Here is a 22,347-nt window from a genome sequence, read left to right as displayed (position 1 = left end):
CTCTCCTGCCCGTTACTTCAACAAAGGCTGCAGCAGATCCTCCGATCTGCTGCAGCCTTATTGATTGAACTATAGTCTCCAGTTAGCGTAATGAATTAACTTAGAATTGCTGTTCAAACCGATAACTCTTCACATCACTTTCAAGCTTCAGGTAAACATCCCTATAAAAATCTTCGTCCGTATATACTTCAAACTCTTTATTTTTATATTTTCCCATTAACCAATTTTGAAATCGTTTGGAGGTCTTTGATAACAATTGCAACTTCTTTAATATCGTAAGGTTCTTTGGAATTACTTTGAAGATAGGTTCGATATGAACGAAGTTCATTTAGATAATCATTGAGAAGTAATCCCGATAGCAAAGTGCTTTTACCGCTCAGTTGCATTGTTTTGAATTTCGAAGCTGCCAAATAATAAGATTCGGCAAGTTGAACTCCTTCAATAATTACACTTAACTTATCTGGATTATTAATGTATTCCATAATATCAATATTTTCAGGAGAATATAAAGCATTTGAAAAGGTTGCTGCATGATTGCTCATGAAATCTTCAGACATTTTTATAGCATTATTTCTTTCGGAAATAGACATATTGTGTTAATATACATTTATTCCTAGTGAGATGATGAGAATTGAACATATTGTATATGCAATAAATTTCCCCAAAAATGTTGATTTATTTGTCGCTGACATAAATACTTTCACCAGCTCCTTTACTATTTTATATCAATGTCTTTTCATTTTATCTCGTCCTCTATTTTTTTCAAGTTATTCCCACTAACCTGCCCTTTACTTTAAAAAAAGCTGCAGCAGATCCACCGATCTGCTGCAGCTTTTATTGATTGAACTATAGGTCGCAATAGGTAAGCGTTTGATGTGATCTCCAGCTTTTCCCCTGCTCCACACGGAGCGTGCGACTTTCACCGCACTCCGCGCTCCCTCTAACTGAACGTACTAGATCATTAGGTCCTCGTTACTTACAGATTTGGGATTTACGCATCCAAAATCCGTTAAGTTTGCACTGTGGAAATCCCCACGTTCATACCCGATCGGTGCAATTCACGCTTGGAGAATGATCATTCTTTTCAGTTAGACTTGGGGCTGTTCCTCCATTCCCATTACAGGAACTTCATCAATCGTGCCCCTACCCTCACAAAGATAAATGCATTTCGGCAAATGCCTTATAGCAACCGTTTCGGGTGACAGCCCTTGTTGCAACGTCCCTTGTTTTCCAAGTCCCTTACAACCTAGCTCTTCCTTCTGGACTTAGGTGTTACCTCTAGGCCTGTGAGTTTAATGCCGCCATTGTTCGGTATAGCGTATTTCATAGAAGAAATTCTTACTTTACGCCGCTCACCCCACCGTTTGATGGTCCATATGTTTCCATATGTTCTAACTTTAGACCCGTACATTCGGTTGTTCGTCAGTTCCTTCCGGGGAACATTCTCACCATATCCAGTTTTTCAGCCGCGCGGCATATCCGTTGGCATACCTTTTCTGTTAGAATGGCTCCAGCCTTCGTTCTGCCGAATCTACCTGTACTTCATACCCCGTGACCTGCCAGCCACGACGCCTGCAGGAGTATTGGCGGGATGGTTTCAAGAAACATGGCTCCATCATTCCCATCCTCGGTTGTAAAGTTAAGATTACTATTTTGTAATCTTCTGCCTTTCACGCTGTTCGGCGCTTATAGCAGAACTTGTCGTACTTCTTACGTTAGTTCAACAAACTATATAGTACAATAGCTTGTTGAACATATAGTAAATCCCTCTTAAATGAATAACCAACAAAATAATCAGAAGATATTGCATCTTCACTTATCTCTTCTCCTCTGAAAAACGGAGGACACGGATTCAGAATTGCATTATTCTTTGTTAATTTCATTCTATCTAAAGTAATTTGGTACTTATTGATGTACTCAATGGTAATCAATTCCTTAGGTAGAGAATCGGTTAATATAATATCGCTTCTCATTAAAATATTTTCAAGTTCAATATGGAAGTTGTAGTGTGGGGAACCTATGCCCAAATCATGACTTTTTGTGCAAACGTGATGAAAATTTAGATTCATTACAGCTGCAACATCTGCCCACGATTTGCAAATATTACCCGCTGGTCCTACAAAAGTATATACAAGTTCCATATAGTCCTCTCTTAGCCTGCTTATTGAATATAAGTCAGACAAAATCTCACAAGAATGGTTGTCGGATGTCATTGCATTTATAATGGGTATCGATGATTGGCTAGATAATTCTTGGATTTTCGAAAAATCAGGATGCCTTACAATGACTCCATCCACCCAATTATCCAAGTAATTAATGACATCACTTAACTTTTCCCTCTTGTCTAGGGTTTCAGGAGGAAATAATACACACTCTCCTCCTAATTCTTTTATACCTTTCTCATAAGTAATTCTTGTTCTTAGACTCGATTCAGGAAAGAATAGAACAAAGGTTTTTCCAGCTAAAGAACTCGAATATGTATCATTTTGCATTCTTAGTTTGTCGGTTAGCATAAAAATTTCAGTGATTTGCTTATACGTCAATCCTCTAATATCCACTAAGTGCACATACTTACCCCCTAAATTGTATAAATAAATATATCACTGCATATTTATACATTATCAAATTCATCCGATTAACTGCAAGTATTTAGACTAAACTCCCTTTTCTTCATCAAAAATGGCAACTGATCATCTAGATCAGCTGCCATTTTGTTGTTCTCAAGTCGCTGCTTATAGTTGTGAGCTTGCCGAACACCTAATGCAGTGACGTCCCGACGGGCTTAGGGGACTGGATGTGGTCACTCGCTTCTCTGAGTGACCCGGAGCGTCAATATGGTGTTAGTCGAAGGAAGTTCTGGAATCAGCCATTGCATTTAAGGCGTTCTCAAAATAGCTATATACTTCATCTGCAATTCCCAGAAACTCTTCAACAAGTACATTATTACTATCCAAGTAACAAGCATACAGATAATCAACTAAAGCGGAGTCAATCTCACAATAGTTTAATATGGCATCCTTCATCTTAATAATGTCATCTTGCCATACACCAGTATCTTCTAAAACCAAAGAGTATAATGCACGAATTAATCTCTTAGAGTAACCTTTAATATGTCTAGTTTTCAATGTGTTATCACTAGCATTAGAAATTAAACCTCTATGTACACGACCTACTTCCTTCTTGGTCTCTGTATTTAAGTCTAAAATGAACTCTGGAGAAATAATTATCGGTGGTACTTTTTCACCAACGTCATGACCATATATGCAAACACAAATTATCTTTACCCAAAAACCCCACTCATTTGGTTTACTTAATACATCGTCAATCGAGCAAATTATTGTATCAATCTTAGTTACTACTGGATATTCTTCCAAAAGCCTGTCTTTAATATTTGACAATCTTTCGTAATCAATATCTTTGGGATTTACACATACAATAGTAAAGTCCGCATCTGACTTAAAAGGTTTAGCAGTTCCTTTTGGAATCGTGCCACACATATAAATGCTATGAATCTTACTTTTAAATTCGGTAAGTATATTATCTATATACTTATCAACAAAATCCTTATATTCACTTTGTATTACAATTCTATTTATAACTTTTTCTAATATCATATAGACTCCTCCTAAACTAAGAACTTCTTTTGGCTAACGTCATTTTGCGAACTTCGTAAATTCGTCATGACTTAAGTTATTCGCGAAATCATTCAACTAACCTTCCCGTTAACGCGACGAAGCTGCCGATAATGCCGGCAGCTTCGTCGTAGGTGTATATGGAGCTATCGTTCCCAGATAGTTTAATTAGTCAGAGCGATGTCGATCCCGATGACAAGATGTGAGGTGGTAATCTGTTCAATCCGTTGATTTTGTGCATCTGTTTGCTTAAACTTCATAATAAGAGCGCCTCCTTGATGTGTTGTCGACAAACCCATCATAACGAGGCGCTCCCTTTTTTTCAAAGCTCATTTCTTAAGCTCTACAGGAATGTTTAGTTTAAGTCCTTACTAATAACCTTTAAAATAATAATCTTTAACACTACTTTTCAATTGAGGAAAAACTTCGTTATAGAATTCTTGGTCCGAATAAACATCAAAATCTTTGTTCTGATACTTCTTATCCAACCACTGTGCAATGTATTGCAAGTCATTTATTTGCTCATTAACTTCACCATTTTGTTTAGAGATGGTCTCATTTTTAAGTTGCCTACGGTAAGCCTTAAATTGATTTAAATATCCATTTACTACAAGATTATTCACTTCGAATTGACCACCATTCTCAGATTCCTGGACATACCTTGCAGCCAAAAAATCCATTTGTGCTTTGCTAACTTCTTCAATAAGCGTATTAAGTATATCTGTATTGGTGCGGTCTGCTTTATCATCTTTTATTGATGCAAGTGCATTTGAAAATATTACTTCATGCTCTCTCATGAAATATTTGGATGTTTCTTCTCTTTCATTGTTTTCACTTCGTATTTCCTTATGTTGATATACATTAAATCCAAGAGATGCAATTATAATTACTCCGAGTAGTACGAAGATGAATTTCCTATTCATTTTATCACCTCATTAAGGATTATCCCGAAACCCTGCTGTAAACCTCGCATTCGGATTTATTCATGCCTTCTCAATGCAAAAGAGCAGCTTAATAAAATCCCTAAAACACCGAATGCTATAGCAAGGTATACTAGTACATTGTAATGCTGCTCTTCGAGTTTGTGATTTAATACTAGCCACAAAAGTAACAAAAATACACCAGTGATATTTAACTGAATACCTTACAAAACGATATTGAGTGGTTTGAACCATAATGCAAACCAATTCACCAAAAATACTATTAGTAAGACAATTAGGACAGTTAAAAAAATGAAACTTATACTCACGGTAATTTTAATACACTCCTTTAGTGGATTCCATTGGTGCATTTTATAAAGAACTAAATGAATCCCAATTAATACTTCCAGTATTTAGACGAATATCTATAGAGTTTGTTGCGTTAATCTGCCCATAAACGTAACAAAGCTGCCGATCGTGTACCGGCAGCTTTGTTACGTTTGGTTATTCAACTATAGTTTCCCGTTAGTTGAACAGGCTGCCGTTTATGTTGGCAGCCTGCTATCGCTTTTTGTACATCAGAAACGCTAGAGACGTTCCACCACCCAGTAGCCGTAATAGATCGTTGTCTCTAAAGCCTCGTTCTCCCAACCAGGCGCGTGCCGATAAGTTAAAGGTCGGAGGCCAAACTGCTCAATTGCAGCAACCGTTTCGGAAAAAGTCCAGAAAAATATCCGTGTATCAGTCAATCCACCAGTTGCGTCAATCCAAGGCGCATCATGAAATGGCAATTCAGCGCGGCGTTCGTTTACAGTGAAGTAAAAACGGCCTCCCCGTTCAAGAGCTGCTGACACATTACCGATGACTTGCATCAGATCCTCGCAAAAATCGAAGCAACCGTTAGCTAGTATCGTATTAAACTTCCCGAGTTCAACAGGCAATGTCCTGTGGAAGTCGTGTACTAAATATGTACCAGAAGGGCGTTTAAGTCGTGCGATTTCAACCATAGAAGTCGATAAATCAAGACCGACGACCTCCACTTCAAGTGGCATTGCGTTCGTCAAATGTCCAGGACCGCACCCAATATCAAGTAAACGATGTCCAGCACGTACGTTCTCTTCTAGAAAATCCTTTACGGAAGCTTGAAAATGGGTTAGAGGTGTCGTATGTTTTTCGTATATTTCAGCAATACCATCGTACATTTGCGATATCTTGAACTTATCATTCTGCGAATTATTCACTAATGTATCGCACCTCCACACAATCTATTTAATGATAATATCGTTCACGTGTTTTTTTGAGTTATCGTCTCCCGTTAGCGGAATAACATTTCTTAATCTGCAAGAGCACGTTTTATGTTCGCTTTTGCTTCATCAACCAACTTTTCATCTTTATCATCAATAGCTTGCATCATTATCAAAATAGGAATAAATATGGCAATAAATTTAGCTAATATCTTCGTTTCTTCATCTACATCCCCATATTCTTTGAAAAAGTCAGAACGCGCATCCGGAGGTAAAAAGCTAAATGCAACATTCAAATCACAAGCAGGATGTCCTATATTGATATCTCCCCAGTCGATAATCCCTGAAACTCTCCCATTATCATCTACCAGCATATTTTTAAAATGAAGGTCACCATGAAGGAATACGTACTTTTGTTTCACGCTTTCAGTTCTGAGCTGTTCCAAATAATTCGATATTGCATGATACTCTTCTTCACTAAAATGATGGGTAAGGTCGGTAATGAATTGATACATCTTTTCCTTACGCATCGCAATATCAGTCAGATTTCTATGGTCATGTTGAACTCCAGTTTCTTGAGCAATTTGCACAGGGAATGCATGTAAGCTTTTTAAAAATTGCGCGAGCGTTGTTGCTGATAACGCACGTTGCTTGTCAGTTAGTCCGATTGGAAACTCTCCGGATAAATAGTGATAGCCAAGAAAGGGTGCAGGATAATTAAAATCCCCTTCACCAAAAAATAATGGTATCGAATATGCAATGGAGAAATAATCTTTAAGCTTAGGTAGTATCTTTCCTTCCATCCTTAAACGATTAATTGCAACTTCTCTTCTTGGAAAGCGAAATACATATTCCTCCCCGACAAGAAAAACAGTGTTATCCCAGCCATGTCCTAGTTTTTTTACGCTATGTGTAGCTAACTGTGGAAACTGACTATTTATTAATTTATGAGCCAATTCTTCTGATACTTCCCATTCTGCATCCCATTGATTCGAACTTACCATATCCCTTTATCGCCTCCCTCGCAAAAATAGAAAATCTGCTCACCTAACCTTGACCCATTTGCCACATCATAACATGGATTTAATATTCTGTTTGAGAACAATCTAACCGTTTTGTTCCACTAAACTGCCCTTTACTTCAAATAAGGCTGCAGCAGATTCTCCGATCTGCTGTAGCCTTATTGATTGAACTATAGTTCCCATTTAGTTTAATGATTTTTTCGGTGATACAATTGCGGCAACTATAATACCCACAGCACCTACTATTAATGTGATTGCAATTAGAGTGATATTAAATAGAGTATTATCAGGTGTGTGCACCTCATTAACCGTATTATGAAGCTTAAAAATTTCAATAAGCAACACAATAATCCAACAAGCAAATAATGTTGTTAAAATTGAAATGCGATCCATAACAATCACCTCCTTATCCTTCCATTTCGTTCATTTAATTCAGCTATAGTTTCCCGTTAGTGCATTAAGCTACTGTTCTGATTCAATCGTTTCCCATAACGATAACGAATTCCTCGACACATTAATATATTTCAGTTGCTTCATACCGTAGAGGAAATCTGGCTTCCGCTGGATCATGCACATTCCTAAGTCCAAGATTCGCAGGTGCTCCAGCTTCTCTAACTCGATCGGTAGCTCATGGATCGCTCAGTTTGCCCGCTGGGCCATCAAGACCAACCTCGTAATCGTACGAGTCGAAAATTTTACGGGCAATAGGAGCAGCGCCCCAGCCGCCGAACTCACCGTCCGGAATAACAACCGCTACAGCCAGCTTCGGATTTTCTCTTGGCGCGTATGCGATAAATACCGCATTATCCACACGGCGGCCGGCTACGTCGGACTGGGCCGTACCGGTTTTTCTCTCGAACGTATAAGTTACGCCTTCAAATCCTTGCACCTTAACCTGAGACATGCCTTTCTCGATCTCTTCCCAATACGCTTCGGAGAAATCAACCGTGTTCAGCACTTCAGGCTTAAAGGTCTGAACGACATTGCCCTCCGCGTCTTTAATCTGATCGACGAATTGCGGCTTCATCCGTTTGCCATGGTTCGCTAGCATGGCTGCGTACTGCACCAGTTGCAGTGGCGTATAACGCGCCTGCTGACCGAACGATGCCCGCACCAATGCGGATTGGGAACTGGCCGTTTGCTGTTCATGGTAGTAATCGATCGTGCCTTTGGATTCGCCTCGAAGACCGCTGCCGGTCAAGACGCCAAGGCCAAACTGCCTCATGTAGTTATCCCATACGTCGACGCCTTTTTTGCCATATTTCTCATACAGGTTGTTACCCACCATCTTCGCCATAAACGGGTTGGAGGAATGGGCAATCGCTGATGCCGGGTCAAGCAAGCCGTAGGCGTGTTTCGAGGCATTGCCAATCTCCACTTCATGGCCTTTAGAACCAAAGAAATAGGCCCCGTTATCGTAATAGGTGCTGGATGTTGTAAACAGCTTCTCTTTCAAGCCGATCAGAATCGACAATGGCTTCATCGTTGAGCCCGGAGGAACGAGGGACGATGGATGCTGGTTCCGCTCTTCCTTGGTTTCGTAGTGAGGAAATACCTCTCTGATCGTCCCGTTGTTCAAGACGGATTCGAAGTTTTTATAATCTTCGTTGCTGATCTTGCCGCCAAACCAAATATTCGGATCATAGTCCGGCATACTCGCCATCGCCACAACCTTGCCCGTGTTCACTTCCATTGCGACAGCAAAACCAATTTTTGCATTCTCGGCACGTTCTGATTTAATGGTTGACGTGCTGATTTTATGGATCTGGTCAACGATCGCCTGTTCCGTTGTTAATTGAACATTCCGGTTGAGCGTCAAATATAGATCATCGCCTTTTTGCGGGTTTGTAATCTGAACCGGTCCAATAATCCGCTCCGCATTGTTAACCGGATACGTCTTCAGACCGTTTTTTCCGCGCAAAATATCCTGGTACATAAATTCCAAACCATCATAGCCTACGTCTTCATCGTCCAGATATTGAAGCTGCGGATCTTCTTCATTCCCTTTATCCTTGTAAAAGTCTAACGCTTCGCGTACACCACCTTTAAATTTCTTCAAATAACCGACTAATTGTACGGCGACCGTATCTTTGCTATAGTTACGAACGCTTTCTTCTACAATATCGATCCCTTTGAACTCTGAGCGGTGTTCCATGAAATAAGCGATTTCTTTTTTCGTTAAATCCGTTTTGATACGCCGTGGGGTAGAAATCGTATTGCGGCGGAAGTCCAAGTCCATCTGCCGGATAATATCTTCCACTGTCATTTGCTTCTCTGGATCATCACTGCCTTTATCCTTAAACACGGCAGCAAGCTTCGCCGCGATCGTTTCGGCATCCCCGTCCTTGAAATCAGGCGAGATTGTGAAATACAGCGACTGCGTTGATGTCGAATAAGCAATCGGAGTGCCTGACGAATCGTATATATTGCCGCGAATCGGCGCAATCTTGACGCTTCTTGTGCTCTTCTGGCTGCCTTGGGCGCTAAGCTTCGGGCCTTCTACAAACTGCAAGATAGCAAGCTGAATAATAAGTACGCTAAATAGCCCAAATACGACAAAAAAGAATAAGTTCAAACGAAACGAGAAATGACGCCGATTCGTAATTTCCCGTTTCTGCGGATCATCATGCAAGCCTGTTTCACCTCTTGTTAAAAAATTGGACGTATAAAAAGATAACAGTTGATGGTTTGAAAAGGTACATAATTCATCCCAAATCCAGAGTCCTTTTTAATAACATTAAAATGGATAATGCCCTGGATGACATTACTTGGCGAATCATTTTTAAACAATCTGATTTTGATTAATAGAAGTTCCTATTCTCTTAATCTGACACCTTCTTAACACACCTTCCTCAGTCACTTTGCAAAATATCCCACATTTAAGACGACCAAATCAAATAGAAGTTGTGGCAGTGGAAGAATGGCTTCAATTACAGTGTCTTCTAAAGAGTCAAACATGAATATAATGTGCTCTGTATTTCATATAATTCTTAAACCATTTATTGGAACTATTCTACTCCTTAGCTAAATAAGACTTTCGCAAATTTTTGTTGTCTGCAGTGACTAATGAAGTTTCTTATCGGGAATGTTATCAAGTTCTTGTCATTTCATTTTGACAAGAACTTGATAACATAAAACAATAAAGCCCCGCAGATTATGCGACTCTCAATGTTACTATGATCTTGTCACCCGACATTAGATTAGCCGTTTTCATATTTTTCAATATAATGCTATTCTTCTTTATGATTAACAGGGCGAAGGTCAGCGGATCGCTCTCTTCCGACAATACAATTTCGATCGGATTCATCCCATAGGCCAGTATGCGACCGTGATACATTGCTTCGAATCCGCCGGACTTAATTTTCATTGTTTACACCCTCACATTTCAGAAATCCAATTTTATAATGAATGCTTTCTCTCAGCTCTTCAAACCGTTAGCATAATCTAATTCTTCTGATCATCTATATGGATATAAAAGACGACAGCCCTATTGGCGCTGTCGTCAAGTAATGGTTATTAATATTAAAATCTAAATAATAAGACTACTTTAATGCATTATACTTTGCCCATGTTTCTTTTGTAATCATTTCTGGATGTTTTTCTAGTACTGGTCCAGCCTCTTTAAGAGCCGACACTGGTAAGTTCCCTTGATTTACTTCCCCAACAATATGAGACATTCTTAAGTACTCATCAGCTGTAATTACTTGATAATCGGGTGCGTCTTGGTTAGTGTACTGTGCATAGACAGCAGAGGCACCACCTACGATAAGTGCTGCAGTAAGTGAGCAAGAAAAGATTATCTTTTTAGCTTTACTCAACTGTTTCACCTCCTTTCATAACTCTACTTCTTAATTGACGTTTATATGCAGTATATTGTTGCTAGTACACCAATTCTCGAAAAATAACGCAAATAAAAACTGCCTCCCTCGCTAGAGTGAGGCAGTTTTTATTTTAGTAGTTAATTGTAAACGTGCCAGCCCCACCATAGTTATACAAATATGCACTTACTTTATAATAACCATAATATCCGCTAAAAGTTGTTGTTGCAGAACCTGTAGCACTAGCTGTTTTGCCTGTCAAATATGCACCACCACTAGATGCAACGTTATAAACTTCTACAGCAACAAAGTCATCACTTGGGTTATTAGCATTTGTTGGAGTTGTTTTAACCGTTATCGTTCCAGAGAAATAGATATCAGTTGACATATTACCAAAATTGTATGACAGCGATCCAAGTGTTGTGAAAACAGATAATGTATTTACACTTGCAAAAGCTTCATTATAATCAATAGGATTTGTTTCAGTTTTACTCACAGCGTAATTCTCATTTTCACTAACTACATTCACATTCTCGTTAATATGATCAGCATAGAGATCTTTCTTGTCATAGAAAACAATATTAGATGGATCGAATCTCCATTGACCATCTTGAAGAATTACATCATAAGGTGTTAGTGGATATTCAACACCATTTTGTGTCTTAGCTACATTAACTGTATATTTAGAATCATTTACTTTTTCAATATCAATAATATCAAAATTAATAATCAAATCTTCATTCGATAGATTAACAGCATTGTATTGATTAGCAGGTTCTTCAGGATTTGCAATAGACTGAAGGTAAAGCTCGCTATCCTTATTATTGATACTTTCATAGAAATTAGTAACAGCGTTTCTAACCAAATCTAACTCAGATGAAGCACTTGGGTCTGCAGCAGAAGCCAGGGCAAAACTAGGGGCGATACACATACAGAGTAATACCAATGATGCCAATAACTTTTTAAACATGATAAACATTCACTCCCAAATCATAGTAGTTTGTTGCATGTCAAATTCTATAATATGGAATAGTATAAAGTCTATATCTTTCACGAAATCGTAACATATAATTACAAATTATCTTATAACTATTGATTTAAAAGTTTAAAGGGATTTTTGATCATCAGAACTAACATTAATATAGGTAATATTATCTATTTAAAACATTGTATATGCCTTTTATTTAACCCATTTTACACCATATATTTTCTAGTCTAAGTCCAAATAGATACTATAGTACTAAGAGGAACAACTGACTGTTTGTTTCCCACCACCGTCTGTTTCGAGTACGACCTGATCATACTCGTATAGATATTGCGTCGTTTGATTACCTACTGTCTTCTTAACTCGCAATTCTTCTCCATTATATTGATACTGCGCGCTACTTCCTCCTGTAGTAGAGGCCATCAATTGGTTCCATACATCGTAGGTCATTTCTGAGCTACCAGCCTTGCCAAAACTACCCTACTTGTTCAACCATGGTTAGGCTGGTTGGGACGTTGATCCCGAATAACTTAATAAGACTTTCGCAAATTATGTTGTCTGCAATGACTTAATGAAGTGTCTTATCGGGAATGTTATCAAGTTCTTGTCACCCGACACTAATAAATAATAATATAATAATAAAGAAGTAATAAAGATGCCGGTTGCATGCCGGCATCTTTATTCGTCCTTTGGCTATTCAACTAACGTTCCCCGTCCCTCGTTTAGCGCAATGTTTATAGCCGAATGGGCTTATAGCTCAGTGCTTGTTCAACCACTTGCTCTGCTGTAAGTTCTTTTTCATTCCAGTAAATTAAATCACTAACTTCAGGATGCGGGACGTTAGATTTGAGAAGTTCGATCATGTTATCGATTTCTTCCTCACTACCTTCAACGTTCATAATTTTCCTTACTAACTCGATCAATTCCTCTTTAATTAGTACCTTCATTACGGTCACCCATCCTATAATGATGAATAATATTTCTGCGTAGTCACCACGTTAACCTGCCCTTTACTTCAATTCAACAAACAAAAGCTGCAGTGGATCCTCTGATCTGCTGCAGCTTTATTGATTGAACTAAAGTTCCCCGTTAGCGTAGTTTATTCTCAAGCATTTAGTCGTAGTAAAGACTTTTCTTTTCCCCAATGTTCTACTGTTAACCCACAATTATCGATATGTACTCTTTTCATATGTTCTTGATCTATTTTAAGTACAGAAATTAATACAGCGCAAATAACCCCCCAGTGTGTCACCACACCAATATGCTTTCCGACGTGTTTTTTAGCGAGTTCATTCAAAATATCTTCAACACGGTTAGTTATATCGAGCAAACTTTCTCCGCCTGAATAAGGAGTGGAATACCAGTCTTTCTGGTCATTCTCCCACCACTCAGGATGTGCTTGATGCATTTCAGCCCAAGTTAATCCTTCGCAAACTCCGCCTTGCGCTTCTCGCAATCGACAATCGCTTTTTATTTTGCTAATCCCTAACTGATCAGCGAGAACTTCTGTTGTCTGTAAAGCTCTTCGAAGATCTGAGCTATAAATTGAATCTAATTTAATATTATAAAGTTTTTCAACCAATATATGTGCTTGTTGTAATCCGACCTCATTAATGGGTACATCAAAGTGACCCATGAGCCTCTTTTCCTTATTCCAATCCGTTTCACCATGTCTCATAAGATATAAAGTAACAGACATTTGATCCCCCCATTTGAAAACAATAAATACACACCTAAAATATCAGCATTTCAGAGTATTCGAGAAACTCTTATATTCTCCTTTATGATCGCTTTACTTCTGATTATATAAATGCATTTTTCTACAGAATAATAAGTTCGATACTATCCCACTAATCTGCCCTTTACTTCAACAAAAACAGCAACCAAACGTTGTACGCCGGCTGCTGTCGTATTGTTACGCTAATGTTCACCGTTAGTTGAATCTCTAATTTTTATTCAATTATTCCTTCGCCACGTAGTTCCGTCCCTCCGGGAATACTCAATTGACCAAAGGTGTAAGTATACTCGGATTGATTTTTCTTTTTTACCCCTTCAAAAGTAACGAAATATTCCTTACCTTCCTCTAAAAGGTTATATATCGATGAGTCCTTTATCATTACTTTATATTTTAATTTGTTTTGACTACTGTCACTTGAGTTTGAACCAATTACCCACATTTTCATGTACTTACCAGGTTCGATATAATCTTCTTTCTTCTCAATGTACATGAACATTGTAACACTTGTATAAGAGTTGTTTCTCCGTTCAGCATAATAATATATCGAAGTAAATAACGCTACTACTAATATAACTGCAATTAAAACACTTCGTTTCCTCTTGTTAATCAATCAATCACCTCCAATACCCCTCATGTTAATTTACGTTTCCAACAGTTGGAAAGTTGCGCTATCCTGCCCTTCAACAAAGGCTGCAGCAGATCCTCCGATCTGCTGCAGCCTTATTAATTGAACTATAGTTCTCCGTTAACTCAATTCTGTTCATCAATACTAACAGCAAAAATTGAGTAATGTGGAGAGTTAATTTGTTAATAAACATCCAATGCAGCAAATTTTCGATATTTGATTCCTGTTTGCCAAGATTCTAGTGCCAATTTGTCTGCATAACTTGACTTAATGAATCCTAGTACCAATAGCGCTCATAAAATATATTTAATAAAAATAGGTCGAAACAACTATGTTCATTCGCTATATTTCGACTTACAAAATTCCTAATTTGTGAAAAAATAAGGGGACTTCTACCAAATTAGGGGGATTGTTATGTCCGCTAGTATTAACAAAAAATTATTAATCGCGTTATTAACATGTGCAATTACGGCAGGAGGAACGTCTGTTACCGCCGCAGACTCTGCCAACACCAACGAAGCGCAGTCTGTAAAAGAAGTTAAGCCGGAAGCGACAGAGACTTCCACCCTCAAATCGTTAAAGAACGCTGTCAAGTTGAACACGAAAGAGATATTGAAAGTAGCACAGTACCACATTAAGCATTATTTAAAAGACGATTTTCAAACGCAAGGCAAAAAAATCACTCCGTCGGATAATATATTGCCGCTCTATGATTTCGAAGGCAACCTGTTTGCTTATATGGTTCCTCTGCTTGAGGCCAATAAGGAAATCGGATTCATAACGGTAGGCGCCCTTGCCGATGGTTATGATGTTTATTCCGTTCGAATCGAAGATAATGCCGTCTCAACTCTTCGCGAGAAACTCTTAGCAGCACTAGCGAACGGCGCGTCCGTTGCTTCCGTCGTATTCCTACCTCCTTATCAATACTTTGTCAAGGCGGTACAACCTAGCGGTGAGCAATATTCCGATCTGACGCAGCCATCGGCGGAGAAAGATGTGACCCAGAAGATACTTAAGAACAAGGCAGCTCTTCGGAGCGGCTACGAGTTCATTCGCAATGCGGAGAACGAGAAGCATTTGAAAAACATTCTGAACAGCTCCGATAATGTTTCCGCTTCTAATGATCCCGTAGCTGCCGTCTCGGCATTGAACGCATCTTCCATAGTTACGAGCTCGGCTGCATTGGCCGCCGCTGCGACCGTTACAAAGGAAGATGTAAGCTTAACGACGGAGAGCAGCTCTTCACTATTCGTTCCTATTGAATACAAAACAGGCGTTTACAGCTATGGGGGCAATCAAAACTGGTACGCGGATAGCGACTGGCAGAATAATGGCTGTGGACCCGTAGCCGCCGCGAATATTACTAACTACATGGCCAAGATTACTAATTCGACTAAATACGGTAAATTATACACTGGTAGCACGCTGTCCTATACTGATTTCTTAGCCCATATGAACACGATGTATTCTAGAATCAATCCGGGCTGGCTCGGCGAATTGTCCATCTGGGATTTTGCAGACGATATCGAATCATATGCTAAGGACAAAGGCGTTACGCTCAAGCGGGTAACTAGCAATGCTTCCTTCACTCTGGATAATACCGCGACATATATTAAAGCTGGTCTTAGTTCCAATGTTCCGGTAGGCACGCTTAATCTATCCAAGTTTTCCGATTACGAATATGAATGGCATTGGATGACCATTACAAAATATTACCGCGACGTGAACGACAACCGCTGGATTGCTGTCTCGACTTGGGGCCGTAGAGAAAGCATCAACTACCGGACCCACTTCGATGCTATGAAAGCGTTCGAAGGCATTATCGGTTCGCCGGGTCTGATCTACTTCTCATAGTCCACTATTTATCACTTCACCATCTAAAGGAGGCACTGCCATGCGCAACTCTTATTTCATCTTGATGGCCTGCTGCTTGCTTTTTATTGCAAGTTGCTCACAACCTTCGTCCGTTCAGACGGATGAAACGAAGACGTTCCGAAGCGACATCCTGTCGCGGTACACATCCGTCAAGCAGCTTACGATCCTCTCCGGCGATACAGGCTTATCGTTCCGGTATGTCATGGACGGCAGCGATGCCGAGCGGACGGCAATTTTCGAGGAGACTCGCAACTTCTTCCTCAGCGATCCGGTACAGACGAAGATCGTGAAGCAGCGCTATGCCGATAAGCATGGCAAACGGACTTTTCCCTATCCCGATATTGAGATTGTCTTCATGCTGAGCGGCAAAGATACTGCGGATTACAAATACGTCTCGAGCTACTACGGTTCTAGCACCGACCCAAGCGTCATTGACAGCTATCGAACCTGGCATTACTTCGAGGGCAATAAAGCCGGGGTAAAGTTGGAAAACAGCGGTAGTAGTCATTGAATCGTGTAGGTGGGAGCGCTAGCCCCCGTCCTCTCACTCCACCGTACTTATAAAAGGGTTGTCCCTAAAGGGGGTAACTCGCTGGAGTTACGGTTCACGTAAGTATATCCAAAGAAGTGATTATCATAAAATAGCGTTGCAGTTCATCCCTGCATCGCTATTTTAATGAAAATGCCTAGTAGTAAATATACTTTCTTAGCTGATCCATTCAAGCGAATAAAAAATATGTAGTTTCTTTAGTAACCTCCGAACCGCTGATAGCGGTAACCGTCTAATGGTCAGTTACCGTATATAACACACCTCCCAACATACTTTTGTAATATATTGGAAATCCACTCCCTCTATTAACGAAAAAAACCTGCCGATCGTGTACCGGCGGCTTCATTTAGTTTGGCTATTCAACTAAAGTTCCCCGTAATAGTCTGCGGAGTTGTTTAATCCATCTAGGTTCATATGCCTCACTTATTGGTAACCCTGTATAACTTTTAATCATCTCCCATAACTTCAATGAGCTGATGCTTAGACAGTTACACTACTCCCTAGCCACAATAGGATAATATTTATATTACCTCATATTGAAATTAACCTGCCCTTTACTTCAACAAAGGCTGCAGCAGATCTTCCGATCTGCTGCAGCCTTATTGATTGAACTATAGTCTCCCGATAGCTTAACGTAAAAAGTGAAGATACCAATCCATCCGACTTCCCTTTATCAATCCCAGATCTTCATTCAGTGTAATTTCTTCAAGTTACACTATCGGAAGCGGATGCAGACCACTCTACACTTACACCATTGGAACACTGGAATGAGATGGCATAATCACCACCGCGCATTCCTTGTGGATAATCCGTCGTACTTCTCCATGTATATGCTTGTCCTGGCTGTATAGTTGCTGCAATATACTCTAACCCTGACGAGTGTTTCATCGTAACCGTTAGCACGCCTTTACCTGTGTTGTGAAAATAAAATTTTCCATGTCCATAACCAGCTGGTATTACAAAATAGGCGGGGGCGCCAGAAGTAGAAGCGGTCACGGTTGTGAGAGGCTGTTGGTTACCCTTAATAAACGGCGTAATAGATTCAAAGCCTTCGTCAGGTACTTCTGGCGACGTGGCTGGAGTTACGATTGGGGAATTGGATTCTGTCGGTGTTACCTCTTCAGAATCAGCGTTAATTACTGCTGGAATCGTTAAAGCTGCGGCTAGTGCTAGAGATAGCAAGGTGAATTTAGTTTGCTTCATCATTTGATACAATCTTCCTATCTGTTGAATTTTGACTAACAGGTAATTGTCTTCTCTTATAAATACGCATCCTGCTGATCAGTAGTTGCGTTAACCTGCCCGTTAGCTTAATAACTCCTGCCCTTTCAGCTCGTTAAAATATTTATATGACAAGAGGAAATCCTAAAACCCTCACAGAAGTTATAATAAAAAACCATTTAAGAGAGTTACTGGAGGCCAATATCATGAGAAGCCCTGAACGCATCGCAAGAATCACCCATTTAATTCAAGAGTTATGGATGGACAAGTATACTGACATGAGGTATTTCCAACTTATAAATTTCTTATCGTTTGAGTACAGTAGGAGAAACAATAATAAAGGACGTCTTACCCTTACTCAAAAGGAATACGTAGGTGCTCATATACTGGAGCAAGATTACGCTATAATAGATCTATTCCATCTCGAGGACGATGTGGTAGAGAAATTCTTATGTGACCTAGCTAATGAAAAATAGGGAAGTCTTAATTCGCTCTCAAAGTGTCCAGGATGTTTCATACTTATCAGAGAATTTCATTGGTTGCGGTCCAGTCCGCAGCTTCAACAACCAATTTGTGTAGGTAGGAGAGGAATATTACATTCTCTCCAATTTAAAATTCTTCATTCAAAAAGCCATCCTTCACTAAAAGGATGGCTTAATAATGCGAACAAGAATTCATCTCTTACATTATGTTTTAATGTCCCTCTTACGAGCAATTAGTTTAACTCATTGCAATTTGTAGTTATAACAATCCATTTTCTTCACTTTACTTCTTCGCCTTATAAAACTCATGATATAGCTTCATTAACGCCCTCTTCTCAATCCGCGACACATAACTCCGGCTGATACCCAGTTCCTTCGCAATCTCCCTCTGCGTCCGCTCATCCCCACCATGATCCAGGCCGAAGCGGCCGCGGATCACTTCCTGCTCCCGCTCATCGAGTATATCGAGGTTACGGTAGATCTTGCTCTTCTCGATCTTCAGCTGCACCCGGTCAACAACATCGTCTGCTTCTGTACCCAGGATATCGATCAAAGTAATTTCATTGCCTTCTTTGTCTGTGCCTATAGGGTCATGCAGAGAGACGTCTTTCCTAGTCTTCTTCAAAGAGCGTAAATGCATAAGTATTTCATTCTCGATACAACGAGCTGCGAATGTCGCGAGCTTCGTCCCCTTACCCGTCTGAAAACTTTCGATCGCTTTAATAAGCCCGATGGTTCCGATCGAGATTAGATCCTCGAGGTCCTCTCCTGTATTGTCGAATTTTTTGACAATGTGCGCGACTAACCTCAAATTATGTTCAATCAACAGATTGCGCGAATGCGCATTGCCCTCTGCCATCAACTGCAGATGCTTCATCTCTTCCTCTTCATGAAGCGGCTGCGGAAAAGCATTATTTTTCACGTACGATACGAGCAGCGACAGCTGCTTAATGAACAGAGCAATTGCAGCAAACAATCCCATATTCCTGCACCCCCATAAGCTGGATTACCAGGGGCATGACATACCACTGGTTCACGATGAAGTCGGTTCTACATTGTATGTAGGCCACGGCCTAGAAGTGCATGTACGTAGAAATTCGTCGAATGACATCTGTTTGGCTTTTCCTCTAATCGGGTAAACTACCTCAAGACCAGTAGCAGAGCTATGTGTAGAAGGAGGCAATCTAACATGCACAACAAAGAGAAGCACGATGACGAATATAACGAAATGTATAATGAAACGTCCAATACCGTAGCAGGCATTAATACGCCAAAAAATCATGAAAACACTGGACCACTGGATATGGTCAGCGAAGCCGTTGAAGAAATCGTGGATCATGTTCAACAATCATTTGATAGCCACTATGAGGAGCTTCCTACTCATAAACATCCCTAATCAAGTTAAGGCTGTTCCCGAGCGGAACAGCCTTTCGCGTACACATCACCTACATGGAGTATTAATTAACAAAATGGGACAGAATAACTTTTTCCACACGAGTACTATTTATCCTTCACTCTAAATAACCATTTTGGTTTTACGGAAAAGTTGTCGTTGACAAAAAAAGTTGCACTGGTACAATAAATTTATAGGAACATTCAGATAATATCTACATACACCTAAGTATGTGGTTTTTTTTACAAGATAAGTTGCGCTAAGGCAACATTATTAGTCTAAGGAAAAGACAAGAGGTGATTCACGATGGTAGGACCATCTGCTACAGGCTCGCAGGATGATGCATGGAGAACAAAAGGCTCTCAACCTTCTCTCCCTGAGGTGCATCGCTCGCTCCGTATTCCACTGAAAGGCTCTTGGCTCAAAAAATTTCTCGCCTTCGCAGGTCCTGGCTATTTGGTTGCTGTTGGCTACATGGATCCAGGGAACTGGGCCACTGATATTGCTGGAGGCGCCATGTTTGGCTATACCCTGCTCTCCGTTATCCTCATCTCCAACCTGATGGCAGTGCTTCTTCAGGCATTGGCTGGCAGACTCGGAATTGTAACAGGCCGTGACTTAGCGCAGGCTTGCCGCGATCATTACAGCAAACCGGTCGTATTTGGTCTCTGGATCCTTTGTGAGCTCGCGATTGCAGCTTGTGACTTAGCCGAAGTTATTGGTTCTGCCATCGCATTAAATTTATTATTCGGAATCCCGATTATATATGGAGTTATTATTACCGTACTCGATGTATTTATCGTGCTGTTGCTGCAAAACAAAGGCTTCCGTTATATTGAAACTTTAGTTATCGTTCTTATTTTTACGATTGGTGCGTGTTTCATAACGGAGATTTTCTTCGCCAAGCCAGATACATCGGCCTTATTTGCCGGATTTATTCCAAGTCATCACATCATTATGGATCCTACTATGCTCTACATCGCGATCGGTATTCTCGGTGCAACCGTTATGCCCCATAACCTGTATTTGCATTCCTCTATCGTTCAAACTAGGCGCATTGAGCAGACAGAGCTTGGCAAACGTGAAGCGATAAAATATGCAACTTGGGATTCTACAATTGCCTTGTTCTTTGCCCTATTCATCAATGCTGCCATTCTGATCATCTCTGCTGCAACCTTTAACAAAGCAGGCATGACCGAGGTTGCTGACATTAGTGAAGCCTATGATTTATTGACACCTTTGCTTGGAACAGCAGTAGGCTCCGTCTTATTTGGAGTTGCCCTGCTTGCATCTGGTCAAAATTCAACCTTAACGGGGACTTTGGCCGGCCAGATCGTCATGGAGGGATTCCTGAACATTCGGATTGCCGCATGGCTCCGCCGCTTGATTACACGGCTCTTAGCCGTTATTCCAGCCGTTATCGTAACAGCCATATACGGAGAAAGCGGTACAACCGATCTTTTGATCTTAAGCCAGATCATCTTGTCATTCCAGCTCTCCTTTGCCGTTATCCCGCTCATTCAATTCACAAGTGATAAGAAGAAGATGGGCACATTCGTTAATCCACTCTGGGTTAAGCTGCTTGCCTGGTTCGTGGCCATTATCATTATTGGACTCAATATCTACCTGCTGTACAAAACCTTCTTCGGATAAAAAAATGGCCTGTCATTACGATAATCGTAACGACAGGCCATTCTATTTACTTCGTAAAGACATGATTCCCGATCTTCGCTATTACCGGACGAGACTTCATCCATTTGGAATCGGTAAGTTTTGGGTTGTAAAAATACAATGCTCCATGCGTTGGATCTATGCGCTTCGCAGCATCCTTTGATGCATCCAGTGCACTGACTGTTGGCATATCCCAGAATTGCCCGTTACTCACTACGCTGAAAGCGCTTGGTGCAAAAATAACGCCGCGAATTGTACCTGGGAAACCATTAGCTTTGGTCCGATTCAAAATAACAGCAGCTACAGCGATTTTCCCTTTGTAGCTTTCGCCTTTCGCCTCTGCATTCACGACTCTCGCCATTCGAGATAGGTCGGAGCGGTCAACCGTAACTTTATGCAGCGCATGCAGCGTAACGGAACCCGCAACACCGTCAGCTTTAAGGCCTGCTCCCTTTTGAAAGGCTGCAACAGCCGATTTCGTCGAAGCGCTAAAGTATTTTGTAATTGAACCTTTATAATAGTCCAGCATGTAGAGTCTTTCCTGTAAATCTCCAACCTCACTACCTTTGCTGCCTACGGTTAATGATGCGGCTGAAGCCTGAAATGGCAGACAGAAGATCGATGCCATCAGCATCGTTAGAGCAAGTAATCCTAGCTTTCGTTTCATCAAGCAAATCCCTCCAGAATGTATGTAGCCTAAATTGTTCTTGGGCTCACGAGTATACCATAACTATCCTGAACATCATAATTAACTAGAATATTCTAATCTGTTCTAATATAACTCTAATTCACTGATGTTCTTTCATGAATATACTCGTTATTTAATATATAATTCGTATTATTATTAAGTTATCGGAGGGTTGAAATGATTATTAATATCTTTTAACTTTCCTTCAACCCCTTAAAACAACAAAAAAGCCTGCCGCTAATGCGGCAGACTTTTCTTGGCTTACGCCTTGAAAACTGGATGCGAATGAATGAAACTTAAGCAATTTATATCACTTGCGATTAACACGCAAGATTTTGTAGGATAAGCCCTCGACCGATTAGTATTCGTCAGCTCCACACATTGCTGTGCTTCCACCCCGAACCTATCAACCTCGTCGTCTTCAAGGGGTCTTACTAATTGGGAAATCTCATCTTGAGGGGGGCTTCACGCTTAGATGCTTTC

21 protein-coding genes and 1 rRNA gene are annotated in these 22,347 nt (G+C 40.3%); 4 read left to right on the top strand and 18 right to left on the bottom strand.

What is annotated here, in order from left to right; all coding sequences use genetic code 11:
* Positions 1 to 203: 203 nt before the first annotated feature.
* From AB4Y93_RS18805 to AB4Y93_RS18740, 14 genes are all read right to left on the bottom strand, one after another.
* On the bottom strand, positions 204 to 542 hold the full coding sequence (locus AB4Y93_RS18805) for a hypothetical protein (RefSeq protein ID WP_441894394.1): 339 nt from the start codon (positions 540 to 542) through the stop codon (positions 204 to 206).
* A 1,173-nt stretch (positions 543 to 1,715) separates the two neighbouring features.
* Positions 1,716 to 2,567: an ornithine carbamoyltransferase gene (locus AB4Y93_RS18800; protein ID WP_441894393.1), complete on the bottom strand. Its 852-nt coding sequence runs from the start codon at positions 2,565 to 2,567 to the stop codon at positions 1,716 to 1,718.
* 273 nt (positions 2,568 to 2,840) lie between these two features.
* Positions 2,841 to 3,614: a nucleotidyltransferase gene (locus tag AB4Y93_RS18795; RefSeq protein ID WP_441894392.1), complete on the bottom strand. Its 774-nt coding sequence runs from the start codon at positions 3,612 to 3,614 to the stop codon at positions 2,841 to 2,843.
* Positions 3,615 to 4,003: 389 nt separating this feature from the next.
* Complete coding sequence (locus AB4Y93_RS18790; protein WP_441894391.1) at positions 4,004 to 4,555, bottom strand: hypothetical protein; 552 nt, start codon at positions 4,553 to 4,555, stop codon at positions 4,004 to 4,006.
* Between the two features lie 584 nt (positions 4,556 to 5,139).
* Positions 5,140 to 5,793 carry a class I SAM-dependent DNA methyltransferase gene (locus AB4Y93_RS18785; protein WP_441894390.1) on the bottom strand — a complete coding sequence of 218 codons (654 nt, stop codon included), beginning with the start codon at positions 5,791 to 5,793 and terminating at the stop codon, positions 5,140 to 5,142.
* A 92-nt stretch (positions 5,794 to 5,885) separates the two neighbouring features.
* Entirely contained in the window at positions 5,886 to 6,800 is a 915-nt protein-coding gene (locus AB4Y93_RS18780; RefSeq protein ID WP_441894389.1) for a phosphotransferase, read from the bottom strand.
* 201 nt (positions 6,801 to 7,001) lie between these two features.
* Positions 7,002 to 7,211, bottom strand: coding sequence for a hypothetical protein (locus AB4Y93_RS18775; protein ID WP_441894388.1), 210 nt, complete (start codon positions 7,209 to 7,211; stop codon positions 7,002 to 7,004).
* 235 nt (positions 7,212 to 7,446) lie between these two features.
* Positions 7,447 to 9,450, bottom strand: coding sequence for a peptidoglycan D,D-transpeptidase FtsI family protein (locus AB4Y93_RS18770; RefSeq protein ID WP_441894387.1), 2,004 nt, complete (start codon positions 9,448 to 9,450; stop codon positions 7,447 to 7,449).
* A 522-nt stretch (positions 9,451 to 9,972) separates the two neighbouring features.
* Positions 9,973 to 10,185: a DUF6864 domain-containing function gene (locus AB4Y93_RS18765; protein ID WP_441894386.1), complete on the bottom strand. Its 213-nt coding sequence runs from the start codon at positions 10,183 to 10,185 to the stop codon at positions 9,973 to 9,975.
* 175 nt (positions 10,186 to 10,360) lie between these two features.
* Positions 10,361 to 10,636, bottom strand: coding sequence for a hypothetical protein (locus tag AB4Y93_RS18760; protein ID WP_441894385.1), 276 nt, complete (start codon positions 10,634 to 10,636; stop codon positions 10,361 to 10,363).
* A 133-nt stretch (positions 10,637 to 10,769) separates the two neighbouring features.
* Complete coding sequence (locus AB4Y93_RS18755; protein WP_441894384.1) at positions 10,770 to 11,606, bottom strand: hypothetical protein; 837 nt, start codon at positions 11,604 to 11,606, stop codon at positions 10,770 to 10,772.
* A gap of 749 nt (positions 11,607 to 12,355) precedes the next feature.
* The gene (locus AB4Y93_RS18750; protein WP_441894383.1) at positions 12,356 to 12,568 is read right to left on the bottom strand and encodes a bacteriocin immunity protein; all 213 of its coding nucleotides are present in this window, start codon (positions 12,566 to 12,568) and stop codon (positions 12,356 to 12,358) included.
* A 158-nt stretch (positions 12,569 to 12,726) separates the two neighbouring features.
* Positions 12,727 to 13,320 (bottom strand): histidine phosphatase family protein, encoded by a 594-nt coding sequence (locus tag AB4Y93_RS18745; RefSeq protein WP_441894382.1) that lies wholly within the window; start codon positions 13,318 to 13,320, stop codon positions 12,727 to 12,729.
* A 253-nt stretch (positions 13,321 to 13,573) separates the two neighbouring features.
* The gene (locus tag AB4Y93_RS18740) at positions 13,574 to 13,969 is read right to left on the bottom strand and encodes a hypothetical protein (RefSeq protein WP_441894381.1); all 396 of its coding nucleotides are present in this window, start codon (positions 13,967 to 13,969) and stop codon (positions 13,574 to 13,576) included.
* 429 nt (positions 13,970 to 14,398) lie between these two features.
* Between AB4Y93_RS18740 and AB4Y93_RS18735 the strand changes: the two genes are divergently transcribed.
* Positions 14,399 to 15,838 (top strand): hypothetical protein, encoded by a 1,440-nt coding sequence (locus AB4Y93_RS18735; RefSeq protein WP_441894380.1) that lies wholly within the window; start codon positions 14,399 to 14,401, stop codon positions 15,836 to 15,838.
* A 40-nt stretch (positions 15,839 to 15,878) separates the two neighbouring features.
* Positions 15,879 to 16,370 carry a hypothetical protein gene (locus AB4Y93_RS18730; protein ID WP_441894379.1) on the top strand — a complete coding sequence of 164 codons (492 nt, stop codon included), beginning with the start codon at positions 15,879 to 15,881 and terminating at the stop codon, positions 16,368 to 16,370.
* A 744-nt stretch (positions 16,371 to 17,114) separates the two neighbouring features.
* Here the strand turns inward: AB4Y93_RS18730 and AB4Y93_RS18725 are convergent.
* Positions 17,115 to 17,615: a hypothetical protein gene (locus AB4Y93_RS18725; RefSeq protein WP_441894378.1), complete on the bottom strand. Its 501-nt coding sequence runs from the start codon at positions 17,613 to 17,615 to the stop codon at positions 17,115 to 17,117.
* A gap of 780 nt (positions 17,616 to 18,395) precedes the next feature.
* Positions 18,396 to 19,094, bottom strand: a complete 699-nt coding sequence (gene sigK, locus AB4Y93_RS18720) for an RNA polymerase sporulation sigma factor SigK (protein ID WP_015845870.1) — start codon at positions 19,092 to 19,094, stop codon at positions 18,396 to 18,398.
* A gap of 207 nt (positions 19,095 to 19,301) precedes the next feature.
* Between sigK and AB4Y93_RS18715 the strand changes: the two genes are divergently transcribed.
* Complete coding sequence (locus AB4Y93_RS18715; RefSeq protein WP_441894377.1) at positions 19,302 to 19,508, top strand: hypothetical protein; 207 nt, start codon at positions 19,302 to 19,304, stop codon at positions 19,506 to 19,508.
* Between the two features lie 303 nt (positions 19,509 to 19,811).
* Positions 19,812 to 21,158 carry an Nramp family divalent metal transporter gene (locus tag AB4Y93_RS18710; protein WP_441894376.1) on the top strand — a complete coding sequence of 449 codons (1,347 nt, stop codon included), beginning with the start codon at positions 19,812 to 19,814 and terminating at the stop codon, positions 21,156 to 21,158.
* 46 nt (positions 21,159 to 21,204) lie between these two features.
* Here the strand turns inward: AB4Y93_RS18710 and AB4Y93_RS18705 are convergent, their stop codons facing one another.
* Together AB4Y93_RS18705 and AB4Y93_RS18700 are read right to left on the bottom strand one after the other, a co-directional pair.
* Entirely contained in the window at positions 21,205 to 21,843 is a 639-nt protein-coding gene (locus AB4Y93_RS18705) for a cell wall hydrolase (RefSeq protein WP_441894375.1), read from the bottom strand.
* 359 nt (positions 21,844 to 22,202) lie between these two features.
* A 23S ribosomal RNA gene (locus AB4Y93_RS18700) occupies positions 22,203 to 22,347 on the bottom strand; the annotation flags it as partial.

It is taken from the genome of Paenibacillus sp. YAF4_2 (assembly GCF_052113225.1).
Lineage (GTDB): Bacteria > Bacillota > Bacilli > Paenibacillales > Paenibacillaceae > Pristimantibacillus.
The sequence above is the reverse complement of the archived record's forward strand: the minus strand, read 5'-3'. Positions and strand labels throughout refer to the sequence as shown.

Excerpts from the sequence above, each read along its gene's own strand:
- AB4Y93_RS18805 (WP_441894394.1), bottom strand. The coding sequence starts at position 542 with ATGAGCAATCATGCAGCAACCTTTTCAAATGCTTTATATTCTCCTGAA.
- AB4Y93_RS18795 (WP_441894392.1), bottom strand. The coding sequence starts at position 3,614 with ATGATATTAGAAAAAGTTATAAATAGAATTGTAATACAAAGTGAATAT.
- AB4Y93_RS18790 (WP_441894391.1), bottom strand. The coding sequence starts at position 4,555 with ATGAATAGGAAATTCATCTTCGTACTACTCGGAGTAATTATAATTGCA.
- AB4Y93_RS18780 (WP_441894389.1), bottom strand. The coding sequence starts at position 6,800 with ATGGTAAGTTCGAATCAATGGGATGCAGAATGGGAAGTATCAGAAGAA.
- AB4Y93_RS18775 (WP_441894388.1), bottom strand. The coding sequence starts at position 7,211 with ATGGATCGCATTTCAATTTTAACAACATTATTTGCTTGTTGGATTATT.
- AB4Y93_RS18765 (WP_441894386.1), bottom strand. The coding sequence starts at position 10,185 with ATGAAAATTAAGTCCGGCGGATTCGAAGCAATGTATCACGGTCGCATA.
- AB4Y93_RS18755 (WP_441894384.1), bottom strand. The coding sequence starts at position 11,606 with ATGTTTAAAAAGTTATTGGCATCATTGGTATTACTCTGTATGTGTATC.
- AB4Y93_RS18750 (WP_441894383.1), bottom strand. The coding sequence starts at position 12,568 with ATGAAGGTACTAATTAAAGAGGAATTGATCGAGTTAGTAAGGAAAATT.
- AB4Y93_RS18745 (WP_441894382.1), bottom strand. The coding sequence starts at position 13,320 with ATGTCTGTTACTTTATATCTTATGAGACATGGTGAAACGGATTGGAAT.
- AB4Y93_RS18735 (WP_441894380.1), top strand. The coding sequence starts at position 14,399 with ATGTCCGCTAGTATTAACAAAAAATTATTAATCGCGTTATTAACATGT.
- AB4Y93_RS18730 (WP_441894379.1), top strand. The coding sequence starts at position 15,879 with ATGCGCAACTCTTATTTCATCTTGATGGCCTGCTGCTTGCTTTTTATT.
- AB4Y93_RS18725 (WP_441894378.1), bottom strand. The coding sequence starts at position 17,615 with ATGATGAAGCAAACTAAATTCACCTTGCTATCTCTAGCACTAGCCGCA.
- sigK (WP_015845870.1), bottom strand. The coding sequence starts at position 19,094 with ATGGGATTGTTTGCTGCAATTGCTCTGTTCATTAAGCAGCTGTCGCTG.
- AB4Y93_RS18715 (WP_441894377.1), top strand. The coding sequence starts at position 19,302 with ATGCACAACAAAGAGAAGCACGATGACGAATATAACGAAATGTATAAT.
- AB4Y93_RS18710 (WP_441894376.1), top strand. The coding sequence starts at position 19,812 with ATGGTAGGACCATCTGCTACAGGCTCGCAGGATGATGCATGGAGAACA.
- AB4Y93_RS18705 (WP_441894375.1), bottom strand. The coding sequence starts at position 21,843 with ATGAAACGAAAGCTAGGATTACTTGCTCTAACGATGCTGATGGCATCG.